At 64.4% G+C, this 17,373-nt stretch carries 14 protein-coding genes; 8 read left to right on the top strand and 6 right to left on the bottom strand.

Going from position 1 to position 17,373, the window contains the following annotated elements:
• Positions 1-89: 89 nt before the first annotated feature.
• Positions 90-1,319 (top strand): MFS transporter, encoded by a 1,230-nt coding sequence (locus AC1DYM_RS19890; RefSeq protein WP_477341297.1) that lies wholly within the window; start codon positions 90-92, stop codon positions 1,317-1,319.
• An 87-nt stretch (positions 1,320-1,406) separates the two neighbouring features.
• Positions 1,407-4,436, top strand: coding sequence for a beta-galactosidase (locus AC1DYM_RS19885; protein ID WP_477341295.1), 3,030 nt, complete (start codon positions 1,407-1,409; stop codon positions 4,434-4,436).
• Positions 4,437-4,446: 10 nt separating this feature from the next.
• On the opposite strand, the gene AC1DYM_RS19880 is transcribed toward AC1DYM_RS19885, so the two are convergent.
• Positions 4,447-4,791, bottom strand: a complete 345-nt coding sequence (locus tag AC1DYM_RS19880; RefSeq protein WP_477341293.1) for a DUF488 domain-containing protein — start codon at positions 4,789-4,791, stop codon at positions 4,447-4,449.
• A 51-nt stretch (positions 4,792-4,842) separates the two neighbouring features.
• Here AC1DYM_RS19880 and AC1DYM_RS19875 point away from each other — a divergent pair, with 51 nt between their 5' ends.
• Positions 4,843-5,223 carry a DUF1090 domain-containing protein gene (locus AC1DYM_RS19875; RefSeq protein ID WP_477341291.1) on the top strand — a complete coding sequence of 127 codons (381 nt, stop codon included), beginning with the start codon at positions 4,843-4,845 and terminating at the stop codon, positions 5,221-5,223.
• On the opposite strand, the gene AC1DYM_RS19870 is transcribed toward AC1DYM_RS19875, so the two are convergent.
• Together AC1DYM_RS19870 and AC1DYM_RS19865 are read right to left on the bottom strand one after the other, a co-directional pair.
• Positions 5,207-6,001: a hypothetical protein gene (locus AC1DYM_RS19870; RefSeq protein WP_477341289.1), complete on the bottom strand. Its 795-nt coding sequence runs from the start codon at positions 5,999-6,001 to the stop codon at positions 5,207-5,209. The two genes, AC1DYM_RS19875 and AC1DYM_RS19870, sit on opposite strands and share 17 nt — an antisense overlap.
• 77 nt (positions 6,002-6,078) lie before the next feature.
• Positions 6,079-7,296, bottom strand: a complete 1,218-nt coding sequence (locus AC1DYM_RS19865) for an MFS transporter (protein WP_477341287.1) — start codon at positions 7,294-7,296, stop codon at positions 6,079-6,081.
• A gap of 103 nt (positions 7,297-7,399) precedes the next feature.
• On the opposite strand from AC1DYM_RS19865, the gene AC1DYM_RS19860 reads away from it, so the two are divergent.
• Together AC1DYM_RS19860 and AC1DYM_RS19855 are read left to right on the top strand one after the other, a co-directional pair.
• A complete protein-coding gene (locus tag AC1DYM_RS19860; RefSeq protein ID WP_477341285.1) occupies positions 7,400-8,356 on the top strand; it encodes an AraC family transcriptional regulator in 957 nt (318 codons plus the stop codon).
• Positions 8,357-8,575: 219 nt separating this feature from the next.
• Positions 8,576-9,637: a Fic family protein gene (locus tag AC1DYM_RS19855; RefSeq protein ID WP_477341283.1), complete on the top strand. Its 1,062-nt coding sequence runs from the start codon at positions 8,576-8,578 to the stop codon at positions 9,635-9,637.
• A 10-nt stretch (positions 9,638-9,647) separates the two neighbouring features.
• Here the strand turns inward: AC1DYM_RS19855 and AC1DYM_RS19850 are convergent, their stop codons facing one another.
• Positions 9,648-11,816: a TonB-dependent siderophore receptor gene (locus AC1DYM_RS19850; protein WP_477341281.1), complete on the bottom strand. Its 2,169-nt coding sequence runs from the start codon at positions 11,814-11,816 to the stop codon at positions 9,648-9,650.
• A gap of 217 nt (positions 11,817-12,033) precedes the next feature.
• Complete coding sequence (locus tag AC1DYM_RS19845; protein ID WP_477341279.1) at positions 12,034-13,008, bottom strand: quinone oxidoreductase family protein; 975 nt, start codon at positions 13,006-13,008, stop codon at positions 12,034-12,036.
• A gap of 83 nt (positions 13,009-13,091) precedes the next feature.
• Between AC1DYM_RS19845 and AC1DYM_RS19840 the strand changes: the two genes are divergently transcribed.
• Both AC1DYM_RS19840 and AC1DYM_RS19835 read left to right on the top strand, forming a co-directional pair.
• Positions 13,092-13,730 carry a TetR/AcrR family transcriptional regulator C-terminal domain-containing protein gene (locus AC1DYM_RS19840; RefSeq protein WP_477341277.1) on the top strand — a complete coding sequence of 213 codons (639 nt, stop codon included), beginning with the start codon at positions 13,092-13,094 and terminating at the stop codon, positions 13,728-13,730.
• A gap of 38 nt (positions 13,731-13,768) precedes the next feature.
• On the top strand, positions 13,769-14,356 hold the full coding sequence (locus AC1DYM_RS19835) for a uracil-DNA glycosylase family protein (RefSeq protein WP_477341275.1): 588 nt from the start codon (positions 13,769-13,771) through the stop codon (positions 14,354-14,356).
• 9 nt (positions 14,357-14,365) lie between these two features.
• Here AC1DYM_RS19835 and AC1DYM_RS19830 read toward each other — a convergent pair whose 3' ends face one another.
• Positions 14,366-16,744, bottom strand: coding sequence for a DNA polymerase II (locus AC1DYM_RS19830; RefSeq protein ID WP_477341273.1), 2,379 nt, complete (start codon positions 16,742-16,744; stop codon positions 14,366-14,368).
• A gap of 187 nt (positions 16,745-16,931) precedes the next feature.
• Between AC1DYM_RS19830 and AC1DYM_RS19825 the strand changes: the two genes are divergently transcribed.
• Positions 16,932-17,373: SDR family NAD(P)-dependent oxidoreductase (locus tag AC1DYM_RS19825; protein ID WP_477341271.1), on the top strand; the 442-nt coding region annotated here is incomplete at its 3' end.

Raw genomic sequence — 17,373 nt, 5'->3', positions numbered from 1 at the left:
TCTCCGGCGGCCGTAAGCGTTTACGTCAACCAACGCGCATCCTGTCCAGTTGCCCTCGTGGTGGCTGGTCGCTGCGTGGAGTTGAAAACGTGAACCTGCTTACCCTTCTCAGAAAGCCGGCGTCCCTCGCCGCCCTCCTCTTCCTTTTCATCAGTATCGGCGACGGCGTGATGCTGCCTTTCTTTGCCCTATGGGCGCAGAAAGACGCCGGCGTGCCTACGGCCTGGATCGGCGTCCTGTTCGGCTGCTACGCCGGCGGTGAGTTGCTTGCCACACCCTTACTCGGCGGTATCGCCGATCGCCTCGGTCGCAAACCCGTCCTGCTGGCCTCGACCCTGGGTGTCGGCGGCGGCTTCCTGCTGCTGTCGTTCTGCCACGGTGTGATTGCAACGGCGGCGGTGCTCCTGCTGATCGGCGTCTTCGAGAGCGTCTTGCACCCCACGGCTTTCACCGTGATCGGTGACGTCGTCCCGCAAGACGAGACGCGACACTACTTCGCCGTGGCCCGCGTGCTTTCCGGCATCGGGCGCGCGATAGGGCCTGCGCTTGGCGCATGGCTTGTCTTGCGGTCGTTGAGCACGGTCTTCGTCGGCTCGGCTGTCGCGCTGCTGATCGCGGCGTCACTGGTCGCTTTCCTGCTACCCGAGACGCGAGGCATCGGTGCCAGCGATGAGGAAGACGATGACGAGGAAGGCTTCTCGGCCTTGCTTCCCGCCCTTCGCGATCGCCGACTCGGCGGCTTGCTGCTGTGTTTCATGTTGCTCGAGTTATCGGGAAGCTGGGTGGAAACCGTGCTGCCCTTGAGCGTGCATGCGTCGGGCACGCTGAGCCCGTCGGGCGTGGGCCTGCTCTTCACCTTCGGCGCGCTGCTGACGTCCGTGCTGCTGATACCGGTCACTCGTCTCACCAAAAGGATCAGCGCACGCGTATTGGTCCTTGCCAGTGCGGCGATCCTGATCGTGGCTTTCAGTGTCCTGCTTGCGTCGCCCAGCCTGATCGCGCTGGTCGTGGCGATGACGTGCTTCTCCGCGGCAGACGTTCTTTGCGGGCCGTTGATTCCGTCGGCCGTGAACGAACTGGCGGCGCCGAAGACGCGGGCGACGTACATGGCAGCGGTGTCAGTGGCGAACGATCTGAAGGATACAGTCGGGCCGGCCAGTGGGACGATGTTGTTTGCCGTGGCGGCTTCGTTGCCTTGGGTGGCGGGGATTCCGTTGGTGGGGGTGGCGGCTTGGGGGCTGGCTGGGGCGTTGTCGCGGCGGGTGATCGCCGATGAATCGGCTCCTACAAGAGCTGAGGTCGATGGCGGCATGAGCTGACAAATACCCAAATTTGCAAATATGCCCAAAATACCCCAACCTCCGGGGAATGCCACAGGGCGCGCCGTCGTCGATCGGAGGTTGGGGATGTTTGCTTTTCAGGGGCCGTCTGGCCGTCTTGCTGCGCGCTCGGTCAGCCTGGGGCTGCTCGCCCTGACATTGTCGAGCGCCCTCGTGGTGGCGAAGGCCACTCAAGCGCCGGCAGGCCAGCCAATGCAAGCTCCTTCGCCCGCGGCATCGCTGACGCCCACAGCAGCTGCAGCGGCAGCACCCTCACCACACGCGCACACCATCGCCTACGACCGCTACTCGCTGATCATCGATGGCAAACCCACGTATCTCTGGTCGGGCTCGTTTCACTACTGGCGCCTGCCCTCCCCTGATCTCTGGGCCGACGTTCTGCAGAAGATGAAGGCCGCCGGCTTCAATGCCGTGGAGATCTACTTCGACTGGGGATATCACTCGCCGCGACGCGGGGTCTACGACTTCTCGGGTATCCGTGATGTTGACCGTCTTCTCGACATGGCACGCGACGCAGGTATCTACGTCATCGCGCGTCCGGGCCCGTACATCAACGCGGAGACGGATGCAGGTGGCTTTCCCGGCTGGCTGGTCACGACCGCGGGCAAACCGCGTTCTACCGCACCGGACTATACCGCCGCCTATCGCGAGTGGATGACCGAGATCGATCGCATTCTTGCGCGTCACCAGTTCACCGATGGCCGGGGCACCGTACTGCTCTATCAGGTCGAGAACGAGCTTTACGATGACTCCGCCGATAGCCGCCAATACATGCAGGACATCGAGGATAAGGCGCGCGCCGACGGCATCACGGTGCCGCTCATCGGCAACCACAACGACAACTTCTTTACCGGCGTCGGCGCCGTGGACATGCCTGGCTACGACTCGTACCCGGCGGATTTCGACTGCACGCGACCGGAGCGGTGGAACAACGTCTACGACTTCGCCAGCGAGCGAAAGCGTCTGACCCGCTCGCCGTTGTTCTTTCCGGAGTTCCAGGGCGGTGCATTCGACGTCTGGGGTGGGCCGGGATACGAGGCCTGCCGCAAGCTGACCGGACCCGATTTCGAGCGCGTGTTTTACGAATCGAACATCGCCGCCGGCTCGACCATGCAGAACTTCTACATGACCTACGGCGGGATCAACTGGGGTTGGCTGTCGTCCCCCGGGGTCTACACCTCGTACGACTACGGTGCACCGATCACGGCCAACCGGACGCTGAACTCCAAGTACGACCAGCAGAAACTCATCGGCTACATGAGCCAGGCCGTTCCGTCGCTTGCGCGCACTGATGCCGTCGCCACGTCTACGCCCGACAACCCGCGCCTTCGCGTCACTGCCCGCATCAACCCGGAAGACGGCACCCGCTTCTACATCCTGCGACACGCCGATGTGACGGATACATCGAGCGACGCGACTCACATGCGCATCGCCCTCGGCACGAAGACCGAGACGACTGTCCCGCAGCAGCCGGGCACGGCTATCCGCATCGACGGTCGCGATTCGAAAGTGCTGCTGGCCAACCTCCACTTCGGCAAGCAGGATCTGGCCTATTCCACCTCCGAGCTGATGACGCAGCTGAGGCTGGGCGACCGCGATATCGCCGTGCTTTATGGCCGGCACGACGAGGACGGCGAAACCGTTCTGCGCTATGCCGCCGAGCCGACCACGCAGGTGATCGACGGCAAGGTCGCCACGCACTGGGATGCCGCCACGCATACGCTGCGTCTCAACTATCGCCATGACGGCCTGGCGCGGGTCGCCATCCACCAGGGCGACAGCACCCTGCTGCTGTTGATCGGCGACAACGATGCGGCGATTCGCTTCTGGCAATTGCCGACGCAAGCCGGGCCGATCCTTCTGCGCGGCCCTTATCTCGCGCGCACGGCAACCCACGACGGCGATCGCCTCGCACTCACCGGTGACACCGACACCGCCGGCGACATCGAAGTGTTCGCCACGCCGGATACTCACGACTTCTCATGGAATGGTGTGCCCGTGGCGGCGAACGTCACGGCTTCCGCGAGCTTGCAAGGTCACCTCGACGGGCCGACGCCGGTGTCGCTGCCACGCCTGACCACCTGGCATATCAGCGAGGCCGCGCCGGAAATCGCGCCTGCCTTCGACGACAGCGCCTGGAAGGTCGCGGACCGCGCGACCACCCCCAATCCGTACTGGAACCATAAGCTGCCGATCCTCGACGCGGACGACTACGATTTCCATCACGGCAACGTCTGGTATCGCGGCCACTTCAAGGCGACGGGTAAGGAGACCGCGATCCTCCTTGGCGCGAACACCGGCGTGCACCTAGGCAACCACGGCATCTTCACCGCCTGGCTCAATGGCCATTTCCTCGGCAACAATCCCAGCGGCGCGCAGCAGTTCCCGATCGATCCCCGCTGGCTCAACGCAGGCGGCGACAACGTCGTCTCCGTGCTGGTCGAGAACACCGGACACCTGCAGGAAGAACACAGCGGCACGTTCCGCGAACCGCGCGGCCTGATCGGCGCCAGCTTCGCCGGCGCGGCGACCGACATCCGCTGGAAGATCCAGGGCAACGTCGGCGGTGAAAACCTTCCCGACCCGATACGCGGCCCGTTCAATGCGGGTGGCTTCTACGGCGAACGCATGGGCTGGCACCTGCCAGGTTTCAGCGATGCTCGCTGGGCAACGACCACCCTGCCCCGCGCGACCGACAAACCCGGCATCGACTGGTACCGTACGAGCTTCCACCTCGATCTTCCGGCCGGCCAGGATGTGCCTATCGCCCTGCGCATCCATGACATCGCACCGCATCACTACCGCGCCATCATCTTCATCAACGGCTGGCAGATGGGCCGCTACATCAGCGACGTGGGCCCGCAGACCGACTTCGAACTGCCGGCGGGACTGCTGAACACGCACGGCGACAATACGATTGCCATCGCGTCGTGGAGTACCGCCCAGGACGGTGGCCTGGGTGAGGTGTCGCTGGTGGCACAAGGAAACCTGCGGTCGGCGCTGCATGTCGGCACCGTCGCGGCACCCGACTACGAGCAGGTGATGCAGGCACAGCGGGCGTTGTCGAAACCCACTAAGGGCGGCGCCACAAAATAACAGCCCGCGATCAGGCGCCCAGCCATGCCTTGAGCACGACGGCATGGTTGATCGCCGGATCGTGCGCGCCGTAGACGAGCGTCACCTTTCGCTTCCTCGCCAGTGCCCGCAGCTCGGCCACCGCCGGATTGTGTTCGAGTTCGTCCCGGTAGTTTTCGGCAAACGCGTCGAAGCGATCTTCCCGATGATCGAACCAGGTGCGTAGGGTCGGCGTCGGCGCGATCTCCTTGAGCCACAGATCCACGGCGGCTTTTTCCTTGGTCAGGCCGCGCGGCCAGAGCCGGTCCACCAGCACGCGCATGCCGTCACGCGGTGATGGCTCGTCGTAGACGCGCTTGACGGACAGGCTGGGCATGACATCAACTCCAGGGAAGCGGGTCGGTCGTCGATCCGGAGGAGCGACATCATGAAAGCCTTGATTGCGACTGTCTTGTTTACATCGTTCCTCATGCCTGCCCTCGCCCTCGCCCAGTCCGCCGGTTGCGACGCCAAACGCCAGTCGATCGAGACCGAGATCGCCTACGCCCAGAGCCACGGCAACGCGTCCCGGGTACGCGGGCTGCAGACAGCGCTGGCAGAGGTGACGGCCCACTGCACGGAAGCCTCCCTGCAAAGCGCCGCCAACGAGAAGGTCGCCAAAGCCCGCGAAGACGTCGCGGCCAACGAGCGCGACCTCCAGCAAGCCAAGGACCAGGGCAAGAGCGCAAAGAAGATCGCGGATCGCCAGCGCAAGCTGGACGAGGCCCATGCCGACCTCGAACAGGCCCTGATCAGCGCGGGGAAATGAACCGGGCGACGTAACGACTGCCCAGCCACGCCGCGCAAAGCGGGAACAGCAGGTAGCGCGATGTGATCGACAGGATCTGCGAGATCAGTCCGTACGAACCACTCATTGGATCGCCGCCGAAGAACGAGAAGTACCAGAAGGCGGTGAAAGCGACGAAGAGGACGAGGTTGGGCAGCGAGCCGGCCACGATCGGCTCGCAAGCCCTTGCGACCATCCGCGTCAGGAAGTGCCAGGTCACGAAGGCGGAAATCGCCATGACGAAGGGAAACAGCAACCACGTCGAGATGCCGAAGCCTTTCGCCGCCAACGCGATGTCCGCATGCGTGGTCAGCGCCCTGATCGGTACGTAGCTCCAGATATTGGCGGCACACATGAGTGCCAGCCAGTAGAGAAACATCAGCACGTAGCGCCTGGAGCGAACCCAGGCGGCTCCCGTAAGGGCGTAGACAAGAAAATACGACACGCCGTTGCCAAGGAAAGGCCCCGCTAGCGCGATCATCGCGGCACTCGGTCCGTGTCCGCTCGCGAAGATGGGGTCGTAGCTCACGTTGTCCGACACATCGCCGAGAAAAACGATGTTGGACACGGTAGCCGCACCGTAGTCGACATCGAACGGCCTGGCCATCCATCCGAGTGACCAGGCCGTTACCGTATGCGCGTACTCGTGCGTCAGGTAGGCCAGCGCATGTGCAACGAGCACGTACACCAGGGTGATCAGCGCAAAGACGATGGTCCTGCGGCCAAACGCGGTGTCATGCGAACGCGAGTCTAGATCCACGGGGACGCCTTTCTGACGAGGGGAGGATCGCACCGGAAACGTGTGTGTATCGGCTTCGGCGGATCATCCCACAACCATCAAGCCTCCGACGCCACCGGCACGCCCGCCTCGGAACGATCGCGCAAGCTGACGAAGATCATCGCCGTCGCCACGAGCAGCACGACGCCGCTGCCCACGAAGACACCGGATGCGCCGGAATGATCGAATACCAGGCCACCGGCGGCTGCGCCGAGCGTGATCGCGAATTGCACCGCAGCCACGATCAGGCCACCACCGCTTTCGGCTTCGTCGGGCACGGTCTTCGTGATCCACGTCGTCCATGCCACGGGTACCGCACCAAAAGCCATGCCCCAGAGTGCGACGAGCAAGGCATCGGCGATCGGCGCACGACCGAGGGCGACCAGCGCGAGGGCGATCACGCCCATCGCCAGCGGCATCAGCAACAAAGTCATGCGAAGGCTGCGCTCGAGGATGAACCCGGCGAGCGAGGTACCGATGAAGTTGGCGACACCGAAACCGAGCAGGATCACCGAAAGCCCATTCACACCGACGCCCGTGACCACTTCAAGGAAGGGCCGCAGATACGTGAAGAACGCGAAGTGCCCGGTGAAGACGAGCAGCACCGAGATCATGCCGGCGCGCATGACAGGACGCTTCATGACTTCGACCAGCGTACCCATGCGAGCGGTCCCGGTCGGCGCCATCTTCGGCAACACCATCAGCTGCCAGAAGAACGCGAGCACGCCGATGACGGTGGCGATCAGGAAGACGTTGCGCCAGCCGATGAGGTGTCCGAAGTAGCTTCCCAACGGTGCGGCAGCGACGGTGGCGACGGACACGCCGCTGAAGATGATCGACAGGGCGCGTGGCACCATCGCCTCCGGCACCAGTCGCATGGCGACGGCCGCGGACATCGTCCAGAAACCGCCGATCGCGATACCGAGCAGCACGCGTCCCAGCAGGACCAGGGCGAGCGTCGGCGCGAACGCGACGAGCAGGTTCGAGGCGACCAGCAGCACCGAGAAGGAAAGCAGGACTACCCGCCGATCCGTATTGCGGGTGAGTACCGAGATCAGCAGGCTGGTGACCAGGGCGATCGCCGCCGTGACGGTGACCGTCTGCCCTGCCATGCCTTCGGTCACGCCCAGGCTCGCCGCCATGGGGGTCAGCAGGCTTGCCGGCAGGAACTCCGCCGTAATGAGGGCAAAGACGCCCAGGGTTACCGCAAAGACCGCCGTCCAAGCGGGCTTATCGGTTTCCACCGCCGTGTCACAGGTTTCCGCACATACCGTCATGTCGCTTCCCGACTATCAAAGGAAAGCGAGGATGGTAGGCCGCACCGGCCGGACGGTATATGATGGCAAATCCTTAATGCTTGATCATACGTCCGGACCGCTCATGCTTCCTGCCTACGTCGACGAATCCGATGCCGCGAGCGAGCTGCTGCTGGGAATGCGGCTGGTCGGCGTGAATTACCGGCGGATCGAGCTGGACAGCCCGTTCGGTATAGGTTTCGGCGGCGAGCCGGGCCATGCGCAGTTCCACTTCATCGGGCGTGGGCCGGTGCTCTTGCGCACTCAGGACGAACGCCTGCTCCCACTGCAGACGGGCGACGCCGTGCTGCTGCCGCAAGGCCTTCCCCACGTGCTGCTCTCGTCGGCGGATGTCGAGCCGCGAGACGTCACCGATTTTCTGGCGACGCCGCTGTGCGAGAGCGTGGCCAATATCCATCCCGACTGCGCCGCGAGCGCGACGACACCGGACGCACTGATCTTCAGTGGCTGCATGCAGTTCGAACTGGGCGGCATGCAGCCGCTGGTCTCCGCCATGCCCGAAGTGATGCACGTCGGCACCCTGCTCAATCGCCATCCGGAGCTGCGCCCGATGCTCGACGCCATGGAGCGGGAGTCGTGCACGAAGCGCGCGGGATTCGCCGGCATTCTTGCCCGCCTGGCCGACGTCATCTCCGCGATCATCGTGCGTGGCTGGGTCGAATCCGGCTGTGGCGAGGCCTCGGGCTGGCTGAAAGGCCTGCGCGACCCCCGGCTGGGCAGAGCCATCGTCGCCATGCACCGCGAGCCCGGCAGGAACTGGACCGTCGCCGAACTGGCCGATCAGATGGGCAGCTCACGTTCGGTCTTCGCCGAACGTTTTCTCACCGTCACCGGCATGACCCCCGTGCGCTACCTCACCGAGCTGCGCATGCGCCTTGCCGCGCAGTGGATCAGCCGCGATGGCTCGACGATCGAAAGCGTGGCTTTCCAGCTGGGCTACGGCTCGCTGGCCGCCTTCAGCCGGGCGTTCAAGCGAGTGATCGGCGAGCCGCCGGGGGCGATGAGGCAGGTCGGAAGGTAGGCGTTCGGGCCACGCTAACCTTGAATAGGGAACGGCCTTATTCAAGGTTATCGACTTATCCTTGAATAAGGCTTAGCCTTATTCCAACTTATCCATGGGTCGAACCCCGTGCGCCGCCAGGATCTCACCGCTAGTCGACAGCGCTGCCTCGTCAAATGCGACGAGCCACGGTCGCATTGCCATGCCCTGGTGCCGCCGAAGACGCCGCGCCTTCTGTCGATGGGTCCACAGGCAAATTCCGCCATTCAACGCGCTTACGAGGCACTCGGGCGGCTGCAGGATGCGGTCGCCCACCTTCCCCATACCGAACTGATTACCCGCTCCCTTGCCCGTCGCGAAGCGGTTCAAAGCTCCCAGATCGAAGGAACGCGAACGCAGCTGTCCGAACTCCTGGAATACGAAGCGACCCAGGGCGCCGAGGGAAACACGCCCGATGCCCTTGTCACCGAGCGCTACGTGGTCGCCCTGAAGGACGGGCTGGATTCGCTCGCCGCATCGGGCGCGGAGGGCATCACGCTCGATGTCGTGAGGCGGCTCCATCGCGTTCTGATGGAGGGCTCGCACCCGCACGTCCGAGCCGGCGAGTGGCGAGATACGCAGGCATGGATCGGCACGGGACGCATCGAAGATGCGACCTTCGTTCCACCTCCACCTGCCTATATCGCTGCGTGCATGGAGGAGCTAGAGGATTCCATGCTCCGCTACGAACGCGATGAAGAAGAACACTACGAGCTGGGTATCGTCGCTCGCCTGGCCATCGCGCATGCGCAGTTCGAGACGATCCATCCCTTCGCTGATGGCAACGGACGCGTCGGGCGGCTCATCATGCCGCTCATGCTCGCCGAGGCGGGCTATCCGCCGCTTTATCTTTCAGGCTTCCTGCTGCGGTATCGCCACGCCTACTACGAATGCCTTGCCGGCGTGCAGCTCAAGGACCACTGGGATGCCTGGGTCGAGTTCCTGTGCCGCGCCGTGGTCGACGCCTGCGACACGTCCCTTTCCATCGCGCGCGACATGAACGAGATCCTCGCGGGGTGGATGACACGGCTCACCGATATCCGTGCGGATGCCGCCGCGCACCGATTGCCCGAGTTGCTGCTCGGACACCCGGTAACCAGTATCAACGAAATGGCCTCGCTCCTGGGCACATCGTTCCAGACCGCGTCGACCGCGGTCGACATCCTCGTCGACCGCGGCATCCTGCAGGATCGCTATCCGTCGCGAAAGCGCAACCGCATCTTCCATGCGTCGGAACTCTTGTCCCGGCTCGAGCGCAACTGATCGGCGGCGATCAAAGGAACTTATAGTTGAACGTCAACGTGGCGGTGTGCGGCGCCGCGTAATAGAGGTTGCTGTACTCGTCCAGCACGAAGTACTTCCGGTTGAGCAGGTTGTCCGCGTTGAGCTGCAGCGAGGCCTGCGGCGAGAACGCATACTTCGCCATCGCGCTCACCAGCATCACCGACGACTGGTTCACCGTCTGCGGGCCGCCTGGGCCATCGACAGGCGCATGGCTGGCGGACTGCCAGTTGGCGCCACCGCCCACGGTCACGTGGTTCCAGCTGCCCGGTAGCGTGTACGTGGTGAACAGACGAACCAGCGTTCGCGGCAAGGCGGTGCGCAAGGCCGTCATCGTGCCGTCGTCGCCGAGTCCCTTGATGTTGAAGCGCGACCAGCCGAGCGTGCCGTTCCAGGTATCGGACAGCTGGCCCGAAACCTCGGCCTCGAAGCCGCGCGAGCGCGTGCCGTTCACGGGGTTGTACGCCTGCGTGCGGCCATCCGGCAGGAATTCACCCACCGCGGCTTCGGCCACGTTGTCCTGACGGGTTTCAAAGAAGGTCAGCGAGGTGTTCAACAGGCCATCGAAGTGGCGACCCTTGATGCCGACCTCACGGCTGCTGCCGGTCATGGGCTCGAGGAAGCTGCCGTCGGCACGACGGTTGTCCTGCGGATCGAAGATTTCCGTGTAACTGGCAAACGCCGAGTACGTCGGGTTTATCTCGTAGATCAGGCCCGCGTAGGGAATCGTCTTGCTGTCTTTCTGGTGATAGATGCCGGCCGACGCATCGTTGGTGTCGTTCTTCCAACGCGCATAGCGTGCACCTGCTACCAGCTTGAGGGGATCGGCCAGTTGCAGGCGCGTGGCGATGTAGACGCCGCTCTGCACCGTACGAGCGAGGTTCGCGCGATCACCCGTGGACGCGAAGTCCGGGAAGGGATAATCGCCGTTCCAGGCGAGGAAGTTGTCGATCGGCGGCAGGTCCCCGTGCGCGTTCTCGGTGGAATCCTTGGTGTAGTGCGAACCGCTCGCGCCGACGACGAGTTCGTGCTCGCGCCCGAACGCTTCGAACGGCCCGGACGCATAGAGGTCCAGCATGTTCTGACGACCGCGATCGCGGCCCTGGTAGGCGTACGGATCCACGCCCGCGCCCGTTTCACGATTGGGGAAGCCGTACACGTAGAAGAGCTGCGAATCGCCCTGCGTCTCGCGGTGGCTGGCCATGGCATGCCCTTGCCAGCCGTTGCCGAAGTCGTGCTTGAGGTCGATGAAACCGGTTTTGGTGGTGTTGGTCCAGCGCGTCCAGTCGGCCGCGCTGGTGAAGCCACGACGCCATTGGATCAAACCGCCATCGTCGTAGAACACCGGATACGAGCCCCAGGTCACGCCCTTGGGCTTGGACTTCTGCCAATCGAAACCGACGCTCAGCGTGGTGTTCTCGCCCAGGTCGGCATCGACCACGCCATAGAGCACATCCTTCTTGCTGCTGTAGCGATCGAGATAGGAGTTGCCCTGCTCGTGCGTGGCCACCACGCGGCCACGCACGCTACCCGAATCATTGAGCGGCGAAGACACGTCCACCGATTCGCGCTGCGTGTTGTACGAGCCGTAGCTCACTGAGGCGTCCGCCTGCAGCGTGCGGCTGTCGGCATGCTTGCGCACGAAGTTGATCAGGGCCGACGGACTGCCTGCGCCGCTCAACAGGCCGGAAGCGCCACGTACCACTTCGATGCGATCGTAGATCGAGGTGTCGAGGCTGCCGTCCGCCGAGCCGGCATTGATACCGGGGGCGACGGGCACGCCGTCGTACGCCATGTTCTCGATCTGGAAGCCACGTGCGTAGAACACCACGCGTTCGGTGTCGTACGCGCTGGAGAAGACGCCGGTCGTGTTGTCGAGGACGCTGCGCACCGAGGTGAGGTTCTGGTCCTCGATCCGCTGTTCGGTGATGACGCTCACCGACTGCGGCGTGTCCTGCAGCGATAACGGCAGGCGCGTCGCGACGGCGGTCTGGTCGACGGTGTAGTTCGGCGTGCGCTGCCCGCGGACCTTGACCGCATCGAGTGTTGTCGGCGTATCGGACGTCGTCGACTGCGACTGCGCCTGTGCGACGGGTACGGAAAGGGCAAGGCCAATGGCCAGCGAAAGCAGCCGTGGGCGGCTGATAAGACGTTCAAGCATGGGAGGAGCCCCTGGGCGAGTGGCCTACACAAGCGGGGATTCCGCTTGCATGAGTTCACGACGGGGGCTGGCTTGACGCGGCTGGCAAGTCGTTTCGGCACGTAGTGTAGCAAACACACCGCAACCTGTAGGAGCCGATTCATCGGCGATCCCGCGGCAGCGGGCCAGGTTGGGGCCAGCACCCATCGCCGATAAATCGGCTCCTACCTAGAGCGTTTCACGCCGTAACAAAGACGATTCGTTCCTTTCCGCCATCGCCACCCCAGGCCGTCTGGACGTCCGCCAGTGGAAGCACACGCGTCGCGATCTTGAGGTTGGCCGACACCGCCACCGCGAAGACGTGACCCACCGCGGCGAGCAGGTCCGCCAGCGGCACGCTCTTGATCCCGCTGCCCATCAGTACGATCGCCGAGGACCGCAATGCGGCGCCCGGCAAAGTGATCTCGCCGCCGCTGGAACTGCCGACCTGGACGAAACGGACCGGACGCGCATCGTCGACCGCCTTGGCGATGGCCACGATGATGGCCTCGGCACTCTTGCCCCACAGGTAGTCGACAACGACATCGATGCCTTCCTTGAACTGCGCCTCAAGCGCGGCGCCGAAGCGCGCCGCCCCTGCCTCGTCGCCGCCATCCAGCTGGAACGGCAACAGCACGTCGGCACCCAGTGCCTTCACCGACTCAAGCGCTGTCGCGTCGCGCGCCGTGGCGATGATCTTGCCCGCGCCGAGATGCCTGGCGAGTTGCACTGCCAGGCGGCCTGCGGTTCCCGTGGCGCCATTGATCAGGACGGTGTCGCCCGGCTTGATCTGCGCGCGGTACACCAGCGCCGCCCAGGCCGACATGCCGGGGTTGGCCAGCGCCGCCGCGGTGACGTCGTCAAGCCCGTCCGGGACGGGGATGCAGAATCCAGCACGTACGCGCGTGACCTCCGCCAGGGCGCCAAACGGCGCCTGGGGAAGGATGAAATACACCCGGCGGCCCTCTTCCGTCACGCCCACGCCGTCCGAACCGGCGATCGCCGGCAGGACGGCATCGGCGCTGTAATGGGCGCCTGAAGCGCGCGATTTGGTGAACTGAGTGAGTGCGGATGCTTTCACCGCGATCAACACGTCGCCGGGCTGGGCGACGGGCGTTTCGAACTCGGCCAACACGGGCGTCTTGCCCGCTTCGTAAACGACGGCAGCTTTCACGGCGCACCTCTCGATAATCTAACGACGTTAGATTGACTCTAACCGTGTTAGATTGGCTTTGCAATCCTACGAGGCAGGCCGCCATGAAAGTGAACCGCGACATCATCGTGCAGGCCGCCTTGCGCCTCCTCGCCGATACCGGCCTCGAGGATCTGACGCTCCGCAAGCTTGCGCATACGCTGCACATCCAGGCCCCCACGCTCTATTGGCACTTCAAGAGCAAGGACGCCCTGATCGACGAGATGGCCACGCTCGTGCTCGCCAGTGGCGCCGAGCAACTCATGCCGGGCGAACCGTCCGACGATTGGCGGGTCTGGGTATCCACGTTCGGGCACGGCCTGCGCAAAACGCTGCTGACCCACCGGGACGGCGGCCGCATGATCGCTGGCACGCGCCTGACCAACACGCTGTTCCAGGAAACCGCCGAGCGCATCGGCGGCCACCTCACGCAGGCCGGCTTCACGACACGCCAGGCGGTCACCCTGCTCAGCGCCGTCTACACCTTCACCGTGAGCTTCGTGATCGAAGAGCAGGCCGTGTTTCCGAAGCCCGGTGAGCGCTCGCCGGCGTACGACATCGAACTGCGAAAAACACATCTCGACCCGGATGCCTTCCCACTCCTTCGCGAAGCGGGCGAGGTCCTCTTCGATCGCTTCGACCAGCGGTTCGAAGAGAGCATTGACCTGATGCTTCGCGGTGCGGCAACCCTGCTACCGCGCTAAGCTTCCGACGATCTCCAGGACCGCGACCTGCGTCTTCCATGACCGCCTTGAGCTCCCTCCTCTCCGATGTCCGCGCATGCACGCTGTGCGCCGCGCATCTGCCGCTGGGCCCTCGTCCCGTCGTGCAGATGTCCGCCTCGTCGCGCATCCTGATCGCGGGCCAGGCACCTGGCCGCAAAGTGCACGAGACGGGCATCCCGTTCAACGACGTCAGCGGCAACCGGCTGCGCCAGTGGCTGGGCATTTCGCCCGAGGTCTTTTACGACGAGACGAAGCTGGCGATCCTGGGGATGGGTTTCTGCTTTCCCGGGACAGGGAAATCGGGCGATCTTCCACCGCGCCCCGAGTGTGCGCCAACGTGGCGCGCGCCTTTGCTCGGCCAACTGAAGCACCTGCAACTCACCCTCGTGCTCGGGCAATACGCGATGGCGTACCACCTGCCCGGCCGCGGCAAGACGCTGACGGATGTCGTCGCCGGCTGGCGGCGGGACTGGCCATTGATCGTGCCCCTGCCTCACCCCAGCCCGCGTAACCAGGCCTGGCTCAAACGCAACCCGTGGTTCGAACAGGAACTGTTGCCAGTGCTGAGGTTGCGCATCGCCGAGGTGCTCGGCGACGGCGCTTGATCCGGCCGGTCACGCCTGGAACAGGCTGATCTGCGCGGTGGTCAGGTTGGCGAAGCTGTCACCCAGCGGCCCGAGGATCGCATCGGCGATCGGCTGCAACTGGCTGGTCAGGTAATGCTCGTAGTCGATCCGTGACTCGCGCGCTTCGAGTGGCTCGGGCCCGTTGCGCGTCATCACATAGCTGATCCAGCCACCGTTCTGGTATTGCTGGGGACGCTGGCGTCGCGCGTTGTACTCGTCAGCCATACGCGCGGCCCGCACCTGCGGCGGCGTGTTGCTCTGGTAATCGGCCAGCTTGCCGCGCAGGCGCTTGCGGTAGACAAGGAGATCGTCGAACTCGCCAGCGAGCAGGCTGCGCGTGTAGTCACGGATAAAGTCAGCGTACGGCTGCTCCTTGAAGATCAGCAGGTACAGCGCCTGCTGGAACTTCTGCGCCAGCGGTGTCCAGTCGCTGCGCACCGTCTCCAGCCCGCGATACACGACCTCTTCCGCGCCATCCTCGCTGACGACCAACCCGGCGTAGCGCTTCTTGCTACCCAGTTCGCTACCTCGGATGGTCGGCATGAAGAACCGCTGGTAGTGCGTGTCGAACTCGATCTCCAGCTGGCTCGTCAGGCCCAGCGTGTCGGACAGATGCTCGCGCCACCACGCGTTCACGCGCTCGACGAGATGGTCGGCGATAGCGGATGCCTCGGCCTCGCTGCGACGCTGCTTCAGCCAGATAAAAATCGAATCGGTGTCGCCGTAGATGACTTCGTAGCCCTCGGCCTCAACCCGCTCACGGGTGTGTCGCATTACGTCGTGGCCGCGCAGGGTCACCGCCGAGACCAGTTCGGGATCGAAGAAGCGACAGTTGGGCGCGCCAAGCACCCCGACGAACGAGTTCATCAGCAGCTTCAGCGATTGCGACTGCGGCTGGTTGCCCTGGCGCTTCGCCTCGTCGCGGCGATCCCATAACTGCGTGACGATCGCGGGAAGGCAATGACGGGTACGCGAGAAGAAGCGTCCATGGACACCGGGCACGGCGGCCGTTGCCGACGTGTCGAGGCCGCCTTCAGCAAGACCCACGGGGTCGACCAGGAAGGTACGGATGATCGAGGGGTAGAGGCTTTTGAAGTCCAGGACCAGCACCGAGTCGTACAGCCCGGGGCGGGAGTTCATCACGAAGCCGCCCGGAAACGCTTTCTCCGCAATGTCGCCCACATTGGGTGCCACATACCCTTCGCGATGCATGCGGGGCAGGTACTGGTGGTCGAACGCGGCGATGGAGCCGCCGAAGTGATCGGCCTGGAGACCGGTGACATGCGCACGTTCGAGCATGAACTCGAAGAGCTTCGCCTTGGCGAAAATCCGCGTAACGAGCTCGCAGTCCTTCAGGTTGTAGCGCGCGAGCGCCACCTTGTCCTCGTGGAAACGTCGCTCGATCTCGGCCATACGATGGTACGGGTCGTCGATGGACTTGCCCTCGCCGAGCATCGTTTGCGCCACGTTCTCCAGGCTGTACGACGAGAAGCTCCACTGCGCCGAGCGTACGGCTTCGATGCCGTCGATCACCAACCGTCCTGCCATGGGTGCGAAAAGAAAGCCTTCGCGCCGCGAGTGTCCGCGCCATTCGATGGGCTGGGCACCACGGCCAAGGAGCAGTGGGATACCGTACTTGTCCGCGTGCGCCTGAAGGATTCGAAGATCGAACTGCACCAGGCTCCAGCCGATGATGGCATCCGGATCGTGTTCGGCGAACCATGCGTTCAGGCGGTGGATGATCTGCGCCGGGTCGGCGACGTATTCGAGGTCGAAGTCGTCAGGCGGCACGTCGTTCGCGCCGGGTTCGCCGAGCATGACGACCTGTCGTTGACCGCAACCTTCCAGCGCCAGCGAATAGAGGTCGCCCTCGGCGCTGGTCTCGATATCGAGCGACACCACGCGTAGCGAGGGCCGGTAGTCGGCGGCAGGCCTGAGCCGGGGATCGAGTATCGCGTCACCCTCCTCCACACCGCCCTCGACGCTGACCGCCGCCGTGATGAAGCGCTCCATCATGTAGCGCTCGGGCGGGCGGATGTCGGCCTCGTACAGGGGAATGCCGCGATCCCGTAACCGCTTCTCGAGCAGGATCATCTGCCGGTGGCTGCGTGTATACAGGCCGAGCACGGTGTCCTGGGCGAAGGTCTTCAGCGGCAAGGGGCGGATCTCGACGCTCGCGACACGGCGCGCGACGCCTTCGATATCCGCCTGCTGCGATGCCCTGGCGAACGCCACCGACTGCTGTGCCGTGATTACGACGCGCCGCGGCCCCTCGTCCGTGGCCAGCCAGAACTCGACGTCGGTGCCGTGCCCCGTATCCCGCCAGTGGCGGGTCAGAATGAAACCCTGTCGGGTCGGGGACGTCACTGCAGGATCCTGTCGATAGCCAAGAGGTGGATTGTGCCACCCATCGCCCCGCGCCGCTCCCGGCGAATAAGAGCTATTCCCTCGCGCCCACTACTCCGCCCGAGCCGCCGCCCCACTTCGTATCCCGTGGCGCCGGCAGACCGACGCCTTCCGCTCCTTCCCGTTTCACCCATCGAGGATTCACGTCATGAGCAAACTCACAGGCAAAGTCGCCGTCGTTACCGGCGCATCCAAGGGTATCGGCGCCGCTATCGCCAAAGCGCTGGCCGCCGAAGGCGCGTCGGTCGTCGTCAATTACGCGTCGAGCAAGGCCGGTGCGGATGCCGTCGTCGACGCCATTACCCAGGCAGGCGGCAAGGCCGTCGCCGTAGGCGGCGACGTCAGCAAGGCAGCCCAGGCGCATGCCCTGGTCGAAGCCGCCGTGTCGAACTTCGGCAAGCTGGACATTGTCGTGAACAACTCCGGCGTGTACCGGTTCGGCGCGATCGAAGAGTTCACGGACGAGCACTTCGACAACCACTTCAATGTCAATGTCCGCGGTGCGCTGCTGGTGACGCAGGCTGCCATGAAGTACCTGCCCGAAGGCGGAAGCATCATCAACATCGGTTCAGGCGTGAGCAGCATGACGC

The organism is Luteibacter sp. P1_D3, from assembly GCF_056406135.1.
The sequence above is the reverse complement of the archived record's forward strand: the minus strand, read 5'-3'. Positions and strand labels throughout refer to the sequence as shown.

Excerpts from the sequence above, each read along its gene's own strand:
- AC1DYM_RS19885 (WP_477341295.1), top strand. The coding sequence starts at position 1,407 with ATGTTTGCTTTTCAGGGGCCGTCTGGCCGTCTTGCTGCGCGCTCGGTC.
- AC1DYM_RS19880 (WP_477341293.1), bottom strand. The coding sequence starts at position 4,791 with ATGCCCAGCCTGTCCGTCAAGCGCGTCTACGACGAGCCATCACCGCGT.
- AC1DYM_RS19875 (WP_477341291.1), top strand. The coding sequence starts at position 4,843 with ATGAAAGCCTTGATTGCGACTGTCTTGTTTACATCGTTCCTCATGCCT.
- AC1DYM_RS19865 (WP_477341287.1), bottom strand. The coding sequence starts at position 7,296 with ATGACGGTATGTGCGGAAACCTGTGACACGGCGGTGGAAACCGATAAG.
- AC1DYM_RS19860 (WP_477341285.1), top strand. The coding sequence starts at position 7,400 with ATGCTTCCTGCCTACGTCGACGAATCCGATGCCGCGAGCGAGCTGCTG.
- AC1DYM_RS19855 (WP_477341283.1), top strand. The coding sequence starts at position 8,576 with ATGGGTCCACAGGCAAATTCCGCCATTCAACGCGCTTACGAGGCACTC.
- AC1DYM_RS19850 (WP_477341281.1), bottom strand. The coding sequence starts at position 11,816 with ATGCTTGAACGTCTTATCAGCCGCCCACGGCTGCTTTCGCTGGCCATT.
- AC1DYM_RS19840 (WP_477341277.1), top strand. The coding sequence starts at position 13,092 with ATGAAAGTGAACCGCGACATCATCGTGCAGGCCGCCTTGCGCCTCCTC.
- AC1DYM_RS19835 (WP_477341275.1), top strand. The coding sequence starts at position 13,769 with ATGACCGCCTTGAGCTCCCTCCTCTCCGATGTCCGCGCATGCACGCTG.